Origin of the sequence: Streptomyces sp. NPDC058646 (assembly GCF_042716875.1) — a bacterium.
Lineage (GTDB): Bacteria > Actinomycetota > Actinomycetes > Streptomycetales > Streptomycetaceae > Streptomyces.
Window position 1 is genome coordinate 271,580 of sequence record NZ_JBHXRK010000002.1, and the last position, 15,450, is coordinate 287,029.

18 protein-coding genes are annotated in these 15,450 nt (G+C 73.1%); 12 read left to right on the forward strand and 6 right to left on the reverse strand.

Features of this window, described 5'->3' with window-relative positions; translation table 11 throughout:
• Positions 1 to 107: 107 nt before the first annotated feature.
• Positions 108 to 1,049 (reverse strand): M56 family metallopeptidase, encoded by a 942-nt coding sequence (locus ACFWUZ_RS04690; RefSeq protein ID WP_384366989.1) that lies wholly within the window; start codon positions 1,047 to 1,049, stop codon positions 108 to 110.
• Positions 1,050 to 1,130: 81 nt separating this feature from the next.
• Entirely contained in the window at positions 1,131 to 1,697 is a 567-nt protein-coding gene (locus tag ACFWUZ_RS04695; RefSeq protein WP_384366992.1) for a DUF5134 domain-containing protein, read from the reverse strand.
• Positions 1,698 to 1,827: 130 nt separating this feature from the next.
• Here ACFWUZ_RS04695 and ACFWUZ_RS04700 point away from each other — a divergent pair, with 130 nt between their 5' ends.
• The gene (locus ACFWUZ_RS04700) at positions 1,828 to 2,367 is read left to right on the forward strand and encodes a GNAT family N-acetyltransferase (RefSeq protein WP_384366995.1); all 540 of its coding nucleotides are present in this window, start codon (positions 1,828 to 1,830) and stop codon (positions 2,365 to 2,367) included.
• Between the two features lie 9 nt (positions 2,368 to 2,376).
• Here the strand turns inward: ACFWUZ_RS04700 and ACFWUZ_RS04705 are convergent, their stop codons facing one another.
• Together ACFWUZ_RS04705 and ACFWUZ_RS04710 are read right to left on the reverse strand one after the other, a co-directional pair.
• Positions 2,377 to 3,060, reverse strand: coding sequence for a glycerophosphodiester phosphodiesterase (locus ACFWUZ_RS04705; RefSeq protein WP_384366998.1), 684 nt, complete (start codon positions 3,058 to 3,060; stop codon positions 2,377 to 2,379).
• 180 nt (positions 3,061 to 3,240) lie between these two features.
• A complete protein-coding gene (locus ACFWUZ_RS04710) occupies positions 3,241 to 4,029 on the reverse strand; it encodes a helix-turn-helix transcriptional regulator (RefSeq protein WP_384367001.1) in 789 nt (262 codons plus the stop codon).
• Between the two features lie 49 nt (positions 4,030 to 4,078).
• Between ACFWUZ_RS04710 and ACFWUZ_RS04715 the strand changes: the two genes are divergently transcribed.
• From ACFWUZ_RS04715 to ACFWUZ_RS04740, 6 genes are all read left to right on the forward strand, one after another.
• Positions 4,079 to 5,239: an LLM class flavin-dependent oxidoreductase gene (locus ACFWUZ_RS04715; protein ID WP_384367004.1), complete on the forward strand. Its 1,161-nt coding sequence runs from the start codon at positions 4,079 to 4,081 to the stop codon at positions 5,237 to 5,239.
• 11 nt (positions 5,240 to 5,250) lie between these two features.
• Positions 5,251 to 6,267: an alpha/beta hydrolase gene (locus ACFWUZ_RS04720; RefSeq protein ID WP_384367007.1), complete on the forward strand. Its 1,017-nt coding sequence runs from the start codon at positions 5,251 to 5,253 to the stop codon at positions 6,265 to 6,267.
• A gap of 81 nt (positions 6,268 to 6,348) precedes the next feature.
• Positions 6,349 to 7,764, forward strand: coding sequence for a DUF6421 family protein (locus tag ACFWUZ_RS04725; RefSeq protein WP_384367010.1), 1,416 nt, complete (start codon positions 6,349 to 6,351; stop codon positions 7,762 to 7,764).
• A gap of 26 nt (positions 7,765 to 7,790) precedes the next feature.
• A complete protein-coding gene (locus tag ACFWUZ_RS04730) occupies positions 7,791 to 8,540 on the forward strand; it encodes an SDR family NAD(P)-dependent oxidoreductase (RefSeq protein ID WP_384367013.1) in 750 nt (249 codons plus the stop codon).
• Positions 8,537 to 9,598 (forward strand): threonine aldolase family protein, encoded by a 1,062-nt coding sequence (locus tag ACFWUZ_RS04735; protein WP_384367277.1) that lies wholly within the window; start codon positions 8,537 to 8,539, stop codon positions 9,596 to 9,598. The genes ACFWUZ_RS04730 and ACFWUZ_RS04735 overlap by 4 nt, the downstream gene beginning before the upstream one ends.
• Before the next feature lie 77 nt (positions 9,599 to 9,675).
• Positions 9,676 to 10,278: a transglutaminase family protein gene (locus ACFWUZ_RS04740; protein ID WP_384367016.1), complete on the forward strand. Its 603-nt coding sequence runs from the start codon at positions 9,676 to 9,678 to the stop codon at positions 10,276 to 10,278.
• Here the strand turns inward: ACFWUZ_RS04740 and ACFWUZ_RS04745 are convergent.
• The gene (locus tag ACFWUZ_RS04745; protein ID WP_384367019.1) at positions 10,214 to 11,461 is read right to left on the reverse strand and encodes an MFS transporter; all 1,248 of its coding nucleotides are present in this window, start codon (positions 11,459 to 11,461) and stop codon (positions 10,214 to 10,216) included. The genes ACFWUZ_RS04740 and ACFWUZ_RS04745 overlap by 65 nt on opposite strands.
• Positions 11,462 to 11,542: 81 nt before the next feature.
• Here ACFWUZ_RS04745 and ACFWUZ_RS04750 point away from each other — a divergent pair, with 81 nt between their 5' ends.
• A complete protein-coding gene (locus ACFWUZ_RS04750) occupies positions 11,543 to 12,151 on the forward strand; it encodes a CGNR zinc finger domain-containing protein (protein ID WP_384367021.1) in 609 nt (202 codons plus the stop codon).
• A 156-nt stretch (positions 12,152 to 12,307) separates the two neighbouring features.
• On the opposite strand, the gene ACFWUZ_RS04755 is transcribed toward ACFWUZ_RS04750, so the two are convergent.
• Positions 12,308 to 13,030 (reverse strand): lysophospholipid acyltransferase family protein, encoded by a 723-nt coding sequence (locus ACFWUZ_RS04755; protein ID WP_384367024.1) that lies wholly within the window; start codon positions 13,028 to 13,030, stop codon positions 12,308 to 12,310.
• A gap of 233 nt (positions 13,031 to 13,263) precedes the next feature.
• Between ACFWUZ_RS04755 and ACFWUZ_RS04760 the strand changes: the two genes are divergently transcribed.
• From ACFWUZ_RS04760 to ACFWUZ_RS04775, 4 genes are all read left to right on the forward strand, one after another.
• Positions 13,264 to 13,617, forward strand: coding sequence for a thioredoxin family protein (locus tag ACFWUZ_RS04760; RefSeq protein WP_384367027.1), 354 nt, complete (start codon positions 13,264 to 13,266; stop codon positions 13,615 to 13,617).
• 168 nt (positions 13,618 to 13,785) lie between these two features.
• Complete coding sequence (locus ACFWUZ_RS04765; protein ID WP_384367280.1) at positions 13,786 to 13,866, forward strand: putative leader peptide; 81 nt, start codon at positions 13,786 to 13,788, stop codon at positions 13,864 to 13,866.
• Positions 13,867 to 13,922: 56 nt separating this feature from the next.
• Positions 13,923 to 14,444 (forward strand): flavin reductase family protein, encoded by a 522-nt coding sequence (locus ACFWUZ_RS04770; RefSeq protein WP_384367030.1) that lies wholly within the window; start codon positions 13,923 to 13,925, stop codon positions 14,442 to 14,444.
• 201 nt (positions 14,445 to 14,645) lie between these two features.
• Positions 14,646 to 15,431: an electron transfer flavoprotein subunit beta/FixA family protein gene (locus ACFWUZ_RS04775; protein WP_384367033.1), complete on the forward strand. Its 786-nt coding sequence runs from the start codon at positions 14,646 to 14,648 to the stop codon at positions 15,429 to 15,431.
• Positions 15,432 to 15,450 lie beyond the last annotated feature (19 nt).

Genomic DNA, 15,450 nt, shown 5'->3' on the forward strand with positions numbered 1-15,450 from the left:
GGACCGGGCCGCGGCGTGCCGGAGCCCGCGCCTGGGACCGGCGCGCCGCGGAGGCCGGCGACCCGCGGCACCGGCAACCCGGTGAAGGCCGAGGCCTCAGGCCCGGATCACTGGGCCAGCGCGCTCAGGCCCGGTACGAAGGCCACCAGCAGCGGTACCGCCGGCACCAGCGTGGCCAGCGCCGTCAGCCGCAGGCGGCGCACCGCCGACAGCCGCGGCGCGGCCGACAGCAGCCTCCGCACCCGGTGCGTGACGTGCGCGTGCGGACCCGGGGCGGGCCCGAACACCCCGCGGTCCTCGTTCAGTCCGACCAGGGCCAGGGCGATCGTCAGCCGGCCGAACCGCCGCGAGGCGACGTCGTCGGCGGCCAGCTCCACCAGCCGGTGCATCTCCGTCTCGAACGCGGCGAAGACCGGCACCCGGGGGAAGCCTCCGGCCAGCGCCCGCGCGCAGTTCAGCAGCCAGTCGTGGCGCGCCGCCGCATGCCCCTGCTCGTGGGCCAGTACGGCGTCCAGCTGGCTCCCCTTGAGCCGGCCCAGGGCCGCTGTCGTGACCACCAGCTGCGGAGCCGTACCGGGCAGCCACCAGGCGTCCGGCCGTACCCCCTCCAGCACGACGAGCCGTGCGGCCGCCGGGTCCTCCCCGGGCAGCAGCGGGGCCCGGAGCAGCAGTTCGCTGCCCTGTGCCCGCCGCCGCGCACGAGCTCCCAGTACCTCCCGGGTCAGCCTCGCCCCCGTCCACAGCGCGCCGCCCGCCAGCGCCAGTGCCGTACCGGCCGCCCAGGGGCCACCGGCCGCGCCCAGCGCGTAGGCCTCGACCACCGAGTGCGGGGCGACGGCGAAGAGCCGGCCCCGGACCGCCAGCCAGGCGGCCGCCGCGCTGATCAGCATCGACAGCGCGAAGCACAGGAGCACGGCACCGACGACGCACTGCCACACCCACAGGGCGACGACGGGTTCACGCTCGGGCCAGTCGGCCCGGGCCAGCAGGCGGGGGGCGAGCACCGCGGTCAGGGCGCCGAGCAGCAGAAGAACGGCGGGGACCATCATGTGAGCCAGCCTATGAGCGCGGAGCTACCTGCGGGTATGGCCCGGGGGCATTGGTGACGCAGGACACGTCCGCGGACCCCGTCACATGCTCAGCAGCATGGCCAACGTCCCTATGCCCATGGCCAGTCGGCAGGCCCGGGCCAGTTCCGCGGACTTCAGGGGGGTGTCACCGCCCCCCGTGGCCGTGAGCGGCCGCGGTCCGCCGCCCGCCGCCACCAGCCGCGCCCCGCCCAGCAGCACGTACCCCGCGAAGTAGAGGAGCAGTGCACCGGTGACGAGCGGCGGACCGCCGCCGTGCCCGCCTCCGTACCCGGGCGCCGTCGTCATCGTCAGCGCCATGTAGGCCATGGCCAGAGAGCCGACGAGATGGTGCGCGTGGTGCACGCCCTCCCGCAGCAGCCACAGGGCGTGCAGCGCTGCCCCGCAGAAGACGGCCAGCAGGATCGGGGGTCCCCACGGGCCGAGCCCCGAGGGCGCGGCCATCACGGCCATGGCGAGCCCCATCAGCGCCTCGGCCAGTGCCGCACCGCGCCCGCCCCGGCCGGCTCTGCCCGCGCGCACCAGACAGGAGACGCCGCTCGCCGCGCACAGCAGGACCAGCAGCCAGGCGGAGACGGAGGCGGGCAGGGACGTGGTGGAACCGTGCACGGCGGAACCTCCCGGTTCGTCGGCGTCACGGGAAGGGATGCCCGTGCGCGGAGGTCCGCACGCCGGTCCGGGTTAGGCTCTCCTTGCCGTACCAGGCATGTCATATGCCACCGCGATGAACGGAGCCCGCATGACGACCCCCAGCCCCTCTCCGCTGAGCTTCCGCAGTGCCGTGGAGGCGGACGTACCGGAGCTGGTGGCGCTCGTGGAGTCGGCGTACCGGGGCGAGGCCAGCCGCGGGGGATGGACCACGGAGGCGGACTACCTGGACGGCCGGCGCACCGACGAGGACGGGGTCCGCCAGGTCATCGCGACCCCGGACAGCACCCTGCTCGTCGTCGAGCGGTCCGGGGGGATCGTGGCCTGCTGCCAGCTCGAACACCGGGGCGACCACGTCTACTTCGGGATGTTCGCCGTCCGCCCCGGACTTCAGGGAGGCGGCCTCGGCAAGGAGATCCTGGCCGAGGCCGAGCGCCGCGCGGGCGAGGTGTGGGGCGCCAAGGAGATGCGGATGACGGTGGTCAACGTCCGGGAGGAGCTCATCGCCTACTACGAGCGCCGCGGCTACCGGCGCACCGGCGAACTGAGCCCCTTCCCGTACGGCGACGAGCGCTTCGGCATCCCGCTCCGGCCGGACCTGGCCTTCGAGCTGCTGGTCAAGTCGCTCTGACGCCGGCCGTCACGCGGTGAAGCGGCCTGTGCTGCGGATCTCGGGGAAGTCGGTGGCCGCACCGTCCAGCCCGAGGGCCCGCGCGAGCCGCAGCTGATCCAGGGTGTTCACGGTCCAGCCGGTCACCCGGATCCCCGCCTCGTGCGCCGCCTCCACGGTCTCCAGGGAGATCCGCCGGATGTCCAGGGCGATCGTGGCGGCTCCGGCGGCCAGCGCGCGGTCCACGACGTCGGCGCCGTGCGGGTTCGCGTACAGGACGGTCCGCAGGCCCGGCACCAGCCGGGACGTTTCGGCGAGCACCGCGTCGTGGGCGGAGGCCACCTCCACCCGTGCGGTCAGGTCGTGCCGCAGCACGAGCGCGGCGAGCACCCCGGCGGCGGCCCGGTCCGTCACCGACACCTGCAGAGGGGTCCGGACCGCGTCCAGGACCTCCTCGAAGACCGGCACGTGCTCGCCCTGACCCGCGTCGAGTTCACGCAGGGCAGCCAGGGTCAGCTCGGCGACGGCCCCCGAGCCGTCGGTGGTCCGGTCCACTTCGGGGTCGTGCAGGGCGACGAGGGTGCCGTCCTTGCTCAGCTGGAGATCCAGTGCGATGACGTCCATGCCGGAGCGCTCCGCGCGGACGAACGACCGCAGGGTGTTCTCCGGTTCGACACCCATGACCCCGCGGTGACCGATGGTGAGGAAAGTCAAGGTTCTCTCGCTTCCGTCGACGGCGGCTCTCCGCGCGGACGCGGTGTCCCGACCGGTCGCGCGCGGTGAGGTCGCATGCTAGTGCGCCGCGGTCGCGTTGGGACCGCCCGTGCAGCGGCCTCGAAGGGCCGTACGGCCGCATCCCGTCAGGGCTCGCCGCCCGCCCCCGGCCCTGCCGCGTCACCCGCGGGTGGGCGCGTCCCCGTGGGCTTGACGGCCCGCGGCCGGGCCGTCCGACCGCGCCTCGGGCCGGGCTCCGGACGAGGCCTCCGCGGGGCTCCCGGGGCCGGTCCCGGGCCGGGTCTCCGTCCCGGTCCCGGCCTGGGCCTTCCCGGCCTGGGCCTTCCCGGTCCCGGTTCCTGGCTGCGGCCGGGCTCCGGACGGCGTCCGCGCGGGGGCCGGGAGGGCCGCCAGGTCGGTCAGCAGGGCCTGCGCCAGGTCGAGTTCCGCCAGGTGCTGCCGCTCGCTCCAGCGCAGCGCCAGGACCGGGAAGGCCCATTCCGACACGTCATCCGCCTGCTCCATCGCCTCCCGTACGGCGGCCAGTTCGCCCCGGGTCCGCTCCAGGTGCTCGCCGACCATCGCCCGCAGCCGCTCCGGTTCGGTCAGGTGCCCCAGCCAGATCCGCAGCAGCAGCCCGTGCTTGAGGACGGGGGGCCCGGCCTCGGACACGTCCGCGGCCCAGCCGGCCAGGGCCGCGCGGCCGGCGTCCGTGATGGCGTACCGGCGCTTGGCCCGCGCCTCCTCGGGGCCCGAGCGCGCCGATGCCGCGTACCCCAGCCCTTCGAGGCGGCGCAGCTCCGCGTAGATCTGGCTGATCGCCGGTGACCAGTAGAAGAAGCGCAGCGAGGAGTCCGCCCACTTCTTCAGTTCGTAACCGGTCCGCTCCCCGGGGAAGGAGAGCAGACCGAGAACCGCCCACGCGGTCGGCGGCAGCTCTTGCTTCTTCAGCTTCTGACTACTAGTCATATTCCTTATTGAAGTAGGGCCGGGCTCAGGACGCAACCGTGGAGGCACCGTGGAATTCTCCGTGATCTTCGAAGCTCAGCTCGCCGACCCGACGGTCGAACGGGAGCATCAGGTCATCCGCGACTGCGTCGAGCAGGCCGTGCTCGCCGAGCGGATGGGGTTCGACCGCATCTGGGCCGTCGAGCACCACTCGCTGAAGTGGTACGCACACATGTCCGCCCCGGAGATCTTCCTGACCTGGGTCGCGGCCAGGACGGACACCATACGCATCGGGCACGGGGTCGTGTGCATGCCCTTCAACTTCAACCATCCGGTGCGGGTCGCCGAACGGGCCGCCATGCTCGACCTGCTCTCGGGAGGGCGGCTCGACCTCGGGGCCGGCCGCGGTGGCACCGTGCAGGAGACCTCGCTGTGCGGGGTGGACAAGGAGCGCACCACGGCGGAGGTCGAGGAGGCCCTGAGGATCATCGGCAGGGCCTGGCAGGAGGAGGAGCTGGAGTACCACGGGGAGCTGATCGACATCGACCCCCACCCGATCCTGCCGCGCCCCGCGCAGACCCCGCACCCGCCGCTGTTCCTGGCGTGCAGCCGGGAGGAAACCCTGGTGCAGGCCGCCGAGCTGGGCATCGGGGCCCTGGTGATGGGCTTCGCCGGGCCGGAGTCCATCGCGAGGATGCGCTCCGTGTACGACGCCGCGGTGGCCGGGAGGGACGGCGGCCGCTTCGTCTCCTCCGTCGTCAACGACCACTTCTCGGTGCTCTGCCCGACGATCGTGCTCGACGACCCCGAGGAGGCCCGCCGCGTCGGCATCCGGGGCCAGCGGTTCTTCGCCCAGTCGATCGGCCACTGGTACGGCGGGGCGGGCGTCCCGGACGAGGCGGTGGTCGGGGGTGCCGACGAGGCCGCGGAGATGCGCAGGGCCGCCGAGCAGGTGGTGGCGCGGCTGCACGAGCAGGAGATCCCGGTCCGGCCGACCTCCACGGCCACCTTCAACGCCGACCACGCCTACGGCAGCGCCGATGACGCCATCGCCTACGTGCAGCGTCTCAAGGAGGCGGGGGCCGACGAGATCATGTGCCTGATCCAGATGGGCACGGTGGGGCAGGAGGCCTGTCTGGAGACCCTGCGGCAGTGGGGTGAGAAGGTCATCCCGCACTTCACCGACGGGCCGGGCGGCCCCCTGGGCCGCCGTGGCCGCGGGGTCCGGTGACGGCCGGCCCGGTGGACCGCCCCGACCTGCCGGCCCGGCCGTTCGCGGACCGCCTCGACCCGGCGGCCCGGCCGTTCGCGGACGCCCTCGCCGCCGCCTTCCCCGATGTCGGAGGCGGCGTCACCGACGCCGGCGAGGCGCGCCGGATCCTGGCCGCCGCGCCCGCGCCGCCCGGCCCGCCGCCCGCCGTCGGCTCCGTCGAGGACCGGGAGGTCCCCGGCCCGCCCGGGGCCCCGCCGCTGGCCGTACGGGTCTACCGCCCGGACCCGGAGCGGTGGCCCGGGCCCCGCCCGACCGTGGTGTTCTGCCACGGCGGGGGCTGGGTGCTGTGCGGCCTCGACAGCCACGACGCCACCGTCCGCGCGCTCTGCCGGGCCTCCGGCGCCGTCTTCGTCTCCGTCGACTACCGGCGCGCCCCCGAGTCCCGGTTCCCGGCCGCCGCCCTCGACGCGTACGCCGCCCTGTGCTGGGCGGGCGCCCACCTCGACGAGCTGGGCGCGGAACCGGCCGCCCTGGTGGTCGCCGGGGACAGTGCCGGAGCCAACCTGGCCGTCGCCTCGCTGCTGCTGGCCCGTGAGCGCGGGGGGCCGGCCGTCGCCCTCCAGGTGCTGCTCTACCCCGCCCTGGACGCGGCCCAGGACAGCCCCTCGTACCGGACCTGTGCGCGCGGGTACTTCCTGACCGCCGCCCACCTGCGCTGGTTCTGGGCGCAGTACCTCGGCCCGGCGGACCCTGCCCTTCCGCTGGCCTCGCCGCTGCACGCGGACCCGGCGGGGCTGCCGCCCGCCCACCTGGTCGTCGCCGGCTGCGATCCGCTGCGGGACGAGGGCGTGGCGTACCACCGGCTGCTGGCCGGGAGCGGGATCGCCTCGACCCTCGACCTGCATGCGGGGATGTTCCACGGCTTCCTCGCCCTCTCCGGCGTACTTCCGGAAGCCCGCCAGGCCATGGAGCGGTTGGGCGGAGTCATCAATTCCACCCTCAATCGCGGGAAGAATTTCGGTGAAGGAGGGGGTGACGCAGGATAATTTCCCGAGTTACCTCTTGAGCGGAAGAGCCTCACGTGCTTAGGCTGTCCCGACGTGAGGTTCTCCTGTGGAGGAAGTGACATGACGGAAACTCTTGTGCCGGGCCCCGGCGGTACCGCAATAGCCGCCGAAGCGCGGGTGGTCGACCACCCGGCGTGGCCTGAGCTCAAGGCCGCCGTGGAGGAGATCCGCCCCTGGCAGGCCAAGGACGGCTCCATCGACTTCGAGGCGGAGGGCGCCCCCGCCCGGTCCGCCGCCGAGGCCGCCGTCGAGCGCGTGGTCGGCGCCGTCGAGGCGTTGTCCCCGCTGCTTCCGCACGCCACCGCCTACCACCGGGCGCTCGTCGGCGACCTGCGCAAGTGGGCCGCGGACGGCTTCCGGGTGCCCGACTTCCTCGACTCCCTGCTGGCCTTCCACCCGGCCTCCCAGCGTGCCGACGGTCTCCAGCACCTCGTCGTCTTCCCCATGTACACGCAGAACGGCAACCCGGACCGCAACCTGGAGGCCGTCGCGCTCAGGATGGTGTGGCCGGAGTGGCTCGCCGAGCTGGAGCGCACCCGGTACGACAACCCGCTCTTCCTCGGCATCACCTTCGAGGACTTCACCCCGGGCTACGACACGAACTCCGCCGTGCTCTTCCCGGAGACCATCGCCGTGCGCGAGGCCCCCGAGCGCTTCACCTGGGGCGGCATCTTCTGCGACCGCGAGGCCGCCCGCTACCGCAAGGTCACCGAGGCCGCGGTCGACATCCTGGGCATCGAGCTGCCCGAGGACATCGCGGCCATGGTCCAGGACCAGGAGCGCTGCGAGAAGGCCTTCGTCCTGTGGGACATGGTCCACGACCGCACCCACAGCCACGGCGACCTGCCGTTCGACCCCTTCATGATCAAGCAGCGCCAGCCGTTCTGGATGTACGGCCTGGAGGAGCTGCGCTGCGACCTCACCGCCTTCAAGGAGGCCGTGAAGCTCGAGTCCGAGGGCAACGAGCACGGCCGTGACGTGCAGTACGCGGTCCTCTTCGACCGCATGTTCCGCTTCCCGGTCTCCGGTGACCGCAACCGCAACTACGACGGTCTCGGCGGCCAGCTCCTCTTCGCGTACCTCCACAAGCACGACGTCGTGCGCTGGACGGACAACAAGCTGAAGATCGACTGGATGCGCGCCCCGCAGGTCACCAACCAGCTGTGCGCCGAGATCGAGGACCTCTACCGGGCCGGCATCGACCGCCCGAAGCTCGTCCACTGGTTCAAGGCCTACGAGCTGGTCTCCACCTACCTCGCCCCGCACCCCGGCTCCAAGTGGGCCAAGGGTCCCGACGCCCTCGACATGACGCAGCCTCCGCGCAAGCTCGTGGACGACGTGCTTCCGGACGAGTTTCCGCTCAGCATGTTCTATGAGGCCCTCGCCAAGAAGCTCAAGGGCGTGATCGCCTCCACGAAGGGCATCACCGCCCGCAACGCGGAACACGCCGAGAACGCCGCGCAGGTCGCTGCGTGAGCACTCGTCCTCAGGAGGCTGCACGGATGAACGGCAACGGGAAGCTCCAGGGAGCGGTGGTCGCGGTGGCCGGGGCCGGCGGCCCCGCCGGCCGCGCGACGCTCCTGCGCCTCGCCGAGGCGGGCGCGGTGGTCGTGGCCTCCGACGCCGATCCGGCGCGGCTCGCGGAGGCCGTGGACGCGGCCCGCTACGCCCACGGCGGCGCCACCATCACCGGTGACACCGTGGACCTGCTCGACCTGGCTGCCACCCAGGCCTGGGCCGAGCAGACCGAGAAGGAGTTCGGGCACGTGGACGGCCTCGTCCACCTCGTCGGGGGCTGGCGCGGAAGCAGCACCTTCACCGACACCGACCTCGCGGACTGGGACTTCCTGGAGAAGCTCCTCATCCGTACCGTCCAGCACACTTCGCTCGCCTTCCACGACGGCCTGCTGCGCAGCGACCGCGGCCGTTACGTCCTGGTGAGCCAGTCCGGGGCGCACAAGCCGGTCGCCAACAACGCCGCGTACAACGCGGGCAAGGCGGCCGCCGAGGCGTGGACCCTGTCCCTCGCCGACTCCTTCCGCAAGGTCGGGGGCGACGACGGCCCGGGCGCCGCGGCTGCGATCCTGGTCATCAAGGCTCTGGTGCACGACGCCATGCGCGCCGAGCGCCCCCAAGCGAAGTTCGCGGGCTTCACCGACGTCAAGGAGCTGGCCGAGGCCATCGCCGGCGTCTGGGAGCGGCCCGCCATCGATGTGAACGGACAGCGTCTGTGGCTCACTCCGCAACCCTGAGGACCGATGCGCGCCGCCACCACGACCCGGCGGTGCGCGGTTTCGCGAGCGACAACTACGCGGGCGTGCATCCGGAGATCCTGGAAGCCGTCGCGCTCGCCAACGGCGGCCACCAGGTCGCCTACGGTGACGACGAGTACACCGAACACCTGCAGAAGATCTTCCGCAGCCACTTCGGACCGTACGCGCAGGCCTTCCCGGTCTTCAACGGGACCGGCGCCAACGTCACGGCCCTCCAGGCCCTGACCGACCGCTGGGGCGCCGTGATCTGCGCCGAGTCGGCGCACATCAACGTCGACGAGGGCGGTGCGCCGGAGCGGATGGCCGGCCTGAAGCTGCTCACCGTCCCGACGCCGGACGGCAAGCTGACCCCGGAGCTCATCGACCGCCAGGCCTGGGGCTGGGAGGACGAGCACCGGGCGATGCCCCAGGTCGTCTCGATCACCCAGAACACCGAGCTGGGCACCGTCTACACCCCGGACGAGATCCGGGCGATCTGCGAGCACGCGCACGGCAAGGGCATGAAGGTCCACCTCGACGGGGCCCGGATAGCCAACGCCGCGGCCTCTCTCGACGTGCCGATGCGGACCTTCACCAACACGGTCGGCGTGGACGTGCTGTCGTACGGCGGCACCAAGAACGGCATGATGTTCGGCGAGGCCGTGGTGGTGATCAACCCGGACGCGGTCCGGCAGATGAAGCACATCCGCAAGATGTCGATGCAGCTCGCGTCCAAGATGCGGTTCGTGTCGGTCCAGCTGGAGGCGCTGCTCGCCAAGGACCTGTGGCTGCGCAACGCCCGGCACGCCAACGCCATGGCGCAGCGCCTGGCGGCGGGCGTGCGGGAGGCGGACGGGGTGGAGATCCTCTACCCGGTGCAGGCCAACGCGGTGTTCGCGCGGCTGCCGCACGAGGTGTCACGGCGGCTGCAGAAGCGTTACCGCTTCTACTTCTGGGACGAGATCGCCGGAGACGTGCGCTGGATGTGCGGCTTCGACACCCAGGAAGAGGACGTGGACGGTTTCCTCCAGGCACTCAAGGAGGAGCTGGCGCGCTGAGCCGCAGCCGGCCGTGACCGGGCGGATGCGAAAACTCGATAGTCATGCGGTTGATCGCATAGATATGCTCCTGGATCATGGAACTGATCCAGGAGCAGCCCGACCTCGCCGCCTATCTGGCGGCCGACGACGTGATCGACCACGACCACCCGCTGGTACGCGAAACGGCCGACGCCCTCTGGACCGCCACGGACGCCGACCCCCGCGCGTACGCCGAGGTGGCCTTCGGGTTCGTCCGTGACACCGTCCCGCACTCGGCGGACTCCGGCGACCCCCGCGTCGCCTGGCGCGCCTCCGACGTGCTCGCCACGCGCAACGGCATCTGCTACGCCAAGTCCCACGCCCTGGCCGCGCTGCTGCGCGCCCAGGGCATCCCGGCGGCCCTGTGCTACCAGCGCCTCGCCGACGACGACGGCACGAACCCGATCGTCCACGGGCTGATCGCCCTGCGCCTGCCCGGCCTGACGCGGTGGTGCCGCCAGGACCCGCGGGGCAACAAGCCCGGAGTGGACGCGCAGTTCAGCCTCGACCGCGAGCAACTGGCCTTCCCCGTGCGCCCGCAGCTCGGTGAGCTGGACTACCCCGAGCTGTACGCCGCCCCGCCCCCGGCCGTGCTCAAGGCCCTCCGCGGCTCCGCCGACCGGCAGGAGCTGTGGAGGGCGCTTCCGACGGCCCTGTAGCCGCCCGCGGGGCGCTGCCCCGTACGGTCGACCCCGCGTGCAGCAGGGCGGCGGCGAGCTGCAGTCCGGCGATCGCGGCCAGCAGGGCCCGCGGGGGCGCGGCGGCGGCGAAGCCGACCAGGGCCGCCCCCGCGGAGGCCGCCGTGAGCTTCAGCCCGGCGCCCAGGGTGAACACCTGCGTGCGCGCACCCGCCGGCGCGTACTCCGAGCGGATCCGGAGCGTGGCCGACAACAGCGGACCGTCGCACACCCCCGCGACCGCGAACAGCGCCGCCATGACGGCCACGGACGGAGCGAAGGCCGCCGCGGCCAGGGCGGCCCCGGTCCCGGCCAGGGCCCACCGCACGAGGCGGCCGGACTCCACCGAGGTCAGCCGGCCCAGCGTCAGGGCGCCGGCCAGCGCGCCCACCGCGAAGGCCGTCACCAGGACGCCCCCGGCGCCCGGGCGGCCGAATCCGGCCGCCAGCAGGACCGAGGTGGTGGTGAGCGAGCCGATGCCGACGAACGCCAGGGTCGTGGCCGCGGTGACGGCCCGCAGCTCCCTGACCCGCCACAGGGCGGCGAGCCCGGCGCCCAGCCCTGCGGCCGGCCCGGTCCCGGGCGACCCGCGGTGCGGACCCGCCTCCGGGGCCCCGTACGGCAGCCCGGCCGCCAGCACGGCCGCGAGCGTGCCGGAGGCCGCCAGCACCGCCGCTGCGGGCGCGGCCGAGACCAGGGCCGCGACCAGGCTGACCGCCGCCGGTGCGGTGACGGCGGCGGCGTTGTAGGTGGCGGCGTCCCAGCCGTAGGCCCGGTCCCGCCCCGGCCCCGCCGGGACCAGGTCCGGGACCAGGCTGGACAGCCCGCCCGTGACCATGGGCCCGCAGGCGCCCCCGCACACCGCCACGGCGAACACCACCGCCGCCGGAGCCCGGCCCAGCAGCAGGGCGAGCGCCGCCACCGCCGCCGTGAACCCGGCCAGCGCGCCGACGTGGAAGAGCCGCGGCCGCCGCGACCGGGCCGCGGCGGCGCCCGCGAGGGGGGCCGCCAGGACGTGCGGGGCCAGCCAGGCCGTCAGGACGAAGGCACCGTACGCCGCGCTCCCGGTCCGCTCCAGGGCCAGCAGCACCACGGCCATGCCCATGCCCTCCGAGGCGAAGCGCGCGGCCAGCGCCGCCGCCAGGTACCGCCACAGCCCGCGCATCCCGCACCCCCGCTGGTGTGTAACGTGATAGGCGCACAAGACGTTACGTGATGCGGGTGGAGGATGAAAGGATCCAAAGGCATGGCGGACTCCGCACCGGGCTTCTCGGCCTCGCAGCGCCTGATCGACCTCGCCGAAGCGGTGCGCGCGGATCCGGAGCTGCCGCGCGCCGGCCTCGCGGCGCTGCTGGCCCGGCACGGGGAGCGCCCGGCCGACCTCACCGAGGAGGCCTTCGGTGAGCCGGACGCGGCGGAACTGCGCGCCGCCGCCCGGCGGATGGCGCGCGTGCTCGCCGAGCCGGACGAGGGGCGCGCCGCCGAGGCGGTCAACGCGCTCTTCGCGGAGTACGCCACCCGGCCCCGGCTGACCCGGCACGGCGGTCACCCCTGGCACCTGCACGTGGACCGGGGTACGGGGGCGGGCTGGGGCGAGTGGTTCCTCGCCTCCGGCGCCCTCGCGCTGGCCCAGCTGCTCACCGAGTACGGGCGGGTCGCGTGGGGCGCGTGCGCCGCCGAGGGGTGCGGGCGCCTCTACCTCGCCACCGGGCCGGGCAGTGCGCGCCGCTACTGCTCCCCGACCTGCGCCACGCGCGCCCGCGTCGCGGCCCACCGTCGCCGCAAGCGGGCCGGCGCGGCGGACCCGGCGGCTCCGGCGGGTCCGGCGGGTCCGGCGGATCCGGTCGGGCCCTGAAGAGAGGAAATTTTCCTGCCTGACAGCGTTGTCACGCTGTCAGGAGCATGAGTATCTTCGGCCGCAGGAAGCCTCCCGGAAACGGACTGGCCAGTGCCCCCTCCCGGGAGGGGGCACTGGCCAGTCCGTCCGCGTCGTGCGGGCAGGGCGGGCGGGTCAGCCCGCCTCGCGCACCTCGGCCGCCGTCGGAGCGCTGCCGCCCAGATGGGCCGGAAGCCACCAGGAGTCCTCGGCGTCCCGCGGCTTCTCGGGGTAGGCACTCTGCGCCGCGTCGAGCAGCTCCTGCACGCGCTCGCGCAGGCGGCGCGTGATGGCCCCCGCGTACTGGTCCTTGGGGGCCTCCAGCGGCTCGCCGATCCGCATCGTCACGGGGATGTGGCTGCGCTTGAGGTTCTTGGGGCGGCCCTTGGTCCACAGCCGCTGGGTGCCCCACAGGGCGACGGGGATCAGCGGGACGCCGGCGTCCTGCGCCATGCGCGCCGCACCGGACTTGAAGCTCTTGAGCGTGAACGACTGGGAGATCGTGGCCTCGGGGAAGACCCCGATGATCTCGCCGGCCCGCAGCGACTCCAGGGCGTGCTGGTAGGCCGTCTCCCCTTGCTTGCGGTCCACCGGGATGTGCTTCATGGCGCGCATCAGCGGGCCTGACACCTTGTGCCGGAACACCGACTCCTTCGCCATGAAGCGCACCAGGCGCTTCTGCGGGCGTGCCGTCAGCCCGGCGAAGATGAAGTCGAGGTAGCCGATGTGGTTCGACACCAGGACCGCCCCGCCCGTGCGCGGGATGTTCTCGGTGCCCTGCATGTCGATACGGATGTCCAGTGCACGGAAGAGACCGTGCGCGGCGCCGATCACCGGGGGGTAGACGAACTCAGCCATGCTGGGGGGACCCCGCTTTCTGCCTGGGGAGGTGCTCCCGGCCGGAAGTTACGGAAGCGTAGGTACGCGACCATGGGGATGGTGCCCCATACGCGGGCTGCTGGCCAGCCCAGACGCTCATGCCCAGAGAGATTCTCGTCACGCAGGGAATGCGGGGCAACCACCGGGCGCTCCGAACAGGGGTGCCCGGCGGTGCGGGCGGGGGAGCGGACAGCCCGGGAAGAGGGGTCCACATGACGGCGGAGACGGGAGCACGGGTGCAGCGTCAGCAGGAGGGGCACATGCGGCTGGGCGCCGCGGAGCTGGGGGCGGAGCCGGGCCGGCGCGCCAGCCTGGTGCAGTTCTCCAGCGCCTTCTGCCAGCCCTGCCGGGCCACGCGGCGGATCCTCGACGAGGTCGCGGCGATGGTGGAGGGGGTCGCGCACATCGAGATCGACGCCGAGCGCCACCTCGGGCTGGTGCGGGCCCTCGGCATCGAGAAGACCCCGACCGTGCTCGTCCTGGACGCGGCGGGCCGGATCGTCCGGCGGGCCGCCGGGATGCCGCGCAAGGCGGACGTGATCGCCGCCCTGGGTGCAGCGGTGTGATGCGCACGGGCTGCCCGCGCGCGGTCCCGTACGGCCTCCGGCACCGGCGCCCGCGCCGTGCGGGCGCCGCCGGGAGCGCCCGTGCGCACACCCGCACGCAGCGTGACGCACCTGACATCTGGCCCTTCTCGCTTGACTGTGTACACGGGAAATCGCCAGGCTGGCCGCATGCGGTATGAACTCCTGCTCCACGGACGGGTTCACGTGGACCTCGTCCGATACGCGAGCGCGCGCTGTCAGGGTTGCTGAGTGCCCGACCCGATCCCTCCAGTGCCGGCGTTCCCCGCGGCAGAAGGAAGACCCTCATGACGGCCCCGACGGCCCCGTACTCCCGATCGACCGCCGGCCAGCCCGGTTCGCCCGAGCTGCTGCGCTCCGTGTTCCGTCAGCATGCCGCCGGCGTCGCGGTGATCACCGCCGGGGACGGCGGCCGGCCCGTGGGCTTCACCGCCACCTCGCTCAATTCGGTCTCCGCCGATCCTCCGATGCTGTCCTTCACCATCGGGACCGGGTCCTCCAGCTGGCCCGCGATCCGGGATTCGGATCACCTCGGCGTCCACATACTCGGGGAGCACCAGCAGGAGCTGGCGGGCCTGTTCGCCCGCAGCGGTGCCGACCGGTTCGGCCCGGCGACCGCCTGGAGCACCGGCCCTTACGGGGTTCCGGTGCTGGACGGTGTGCTGGGGTGGCTGGTGTGCCGCGTGGTGACGCGGGTGCCTGCCGGCGAGCACCGGGTGATCATCGGTGAGGCGGTCGCGGGCGACCCGGCCGCGGCGGGCCGGCCGCTGCTGTACCACCAGGGGCGCTTCAACGCCTTGCGCGACTGAATCGTGCCTGCTGGGGCGGGTTCGTCCGGCGTTGGCAAGGTCACAGTTCACCGGCCTTGCACCTAGGGAAGACCCACGGTGTACTGACGAGTAACATTCCCTTCGGAGCGCGGGCCGCCCCGACCGGGATCCGCCCGACAAGGCGCCTATGCTGCCTCCACAAGGCGGTACCAGAAATGACGATGCGGTAGGAGAGCCGGCGTGAGCCTGAGGATCGTTGTCTGTGTGAAGTACGTGCCCGACGCCACCGGCGACCGGCAGTTCACCGAGGACTTGACCGTCAACCGTGACGACGTCGACGGCCTGCTGTCGGAGCTCGACGAGTACGCCGTCGAGCAGGCGCTGCAGATCGCCGACGAGGCCGACGACGCAGAGATCACCGTCCTGACGGTGGGCCCCGAGGACGCCAAGGACGCGCTGCGCAAGGCGCTCTCGATGGGCGCCGACAAGGCCATCCACGTCGAGGACGACGACCTGCACGGCACCGACGTCATGGGCACCTCGCTGGTGCTCGCCAAGGCGATCGAGAAGGCCGGCTACGACCTGGTCATCACCGGCATGGCTTCGACCGACGGCACCATGGGCGTGCTCCCGGCGATCCTGGCCGAGCGCCTGGGCGTCCCGCAGGTGACCCTGCTCTCCGAGGTCAAGGTCGAGGACGGCACCGTGACCGGCCGCCGTGACGGCGACACCGCGAGCGAGCAGCTGGAGGCCTCCCTCCCCGCGCTCGTCTCGGTGACCGACCAGTCGGGCGAGGCCCGCTACCCGTCCTTCAAGGGCATCATGGCGGCCAAGAAGAAGCCGGTTCAGTCCTGGGACCTGGAAGACCTGGAGATCGAGTCCGACGAGGTCGGCCTGGAGGGTTCCTGGACCGCGGTGGACTCCGCGGCGCAGCGCCCGGCCCGCACCGCCGGCACGATCGTCAAGGACGAGGGCGAGGGCGGCAAGCAGCTGGCCGAGTTCCTGGCCGGCCAGAAGTTCATCTGAGAACTTCGGCCAACCCCTC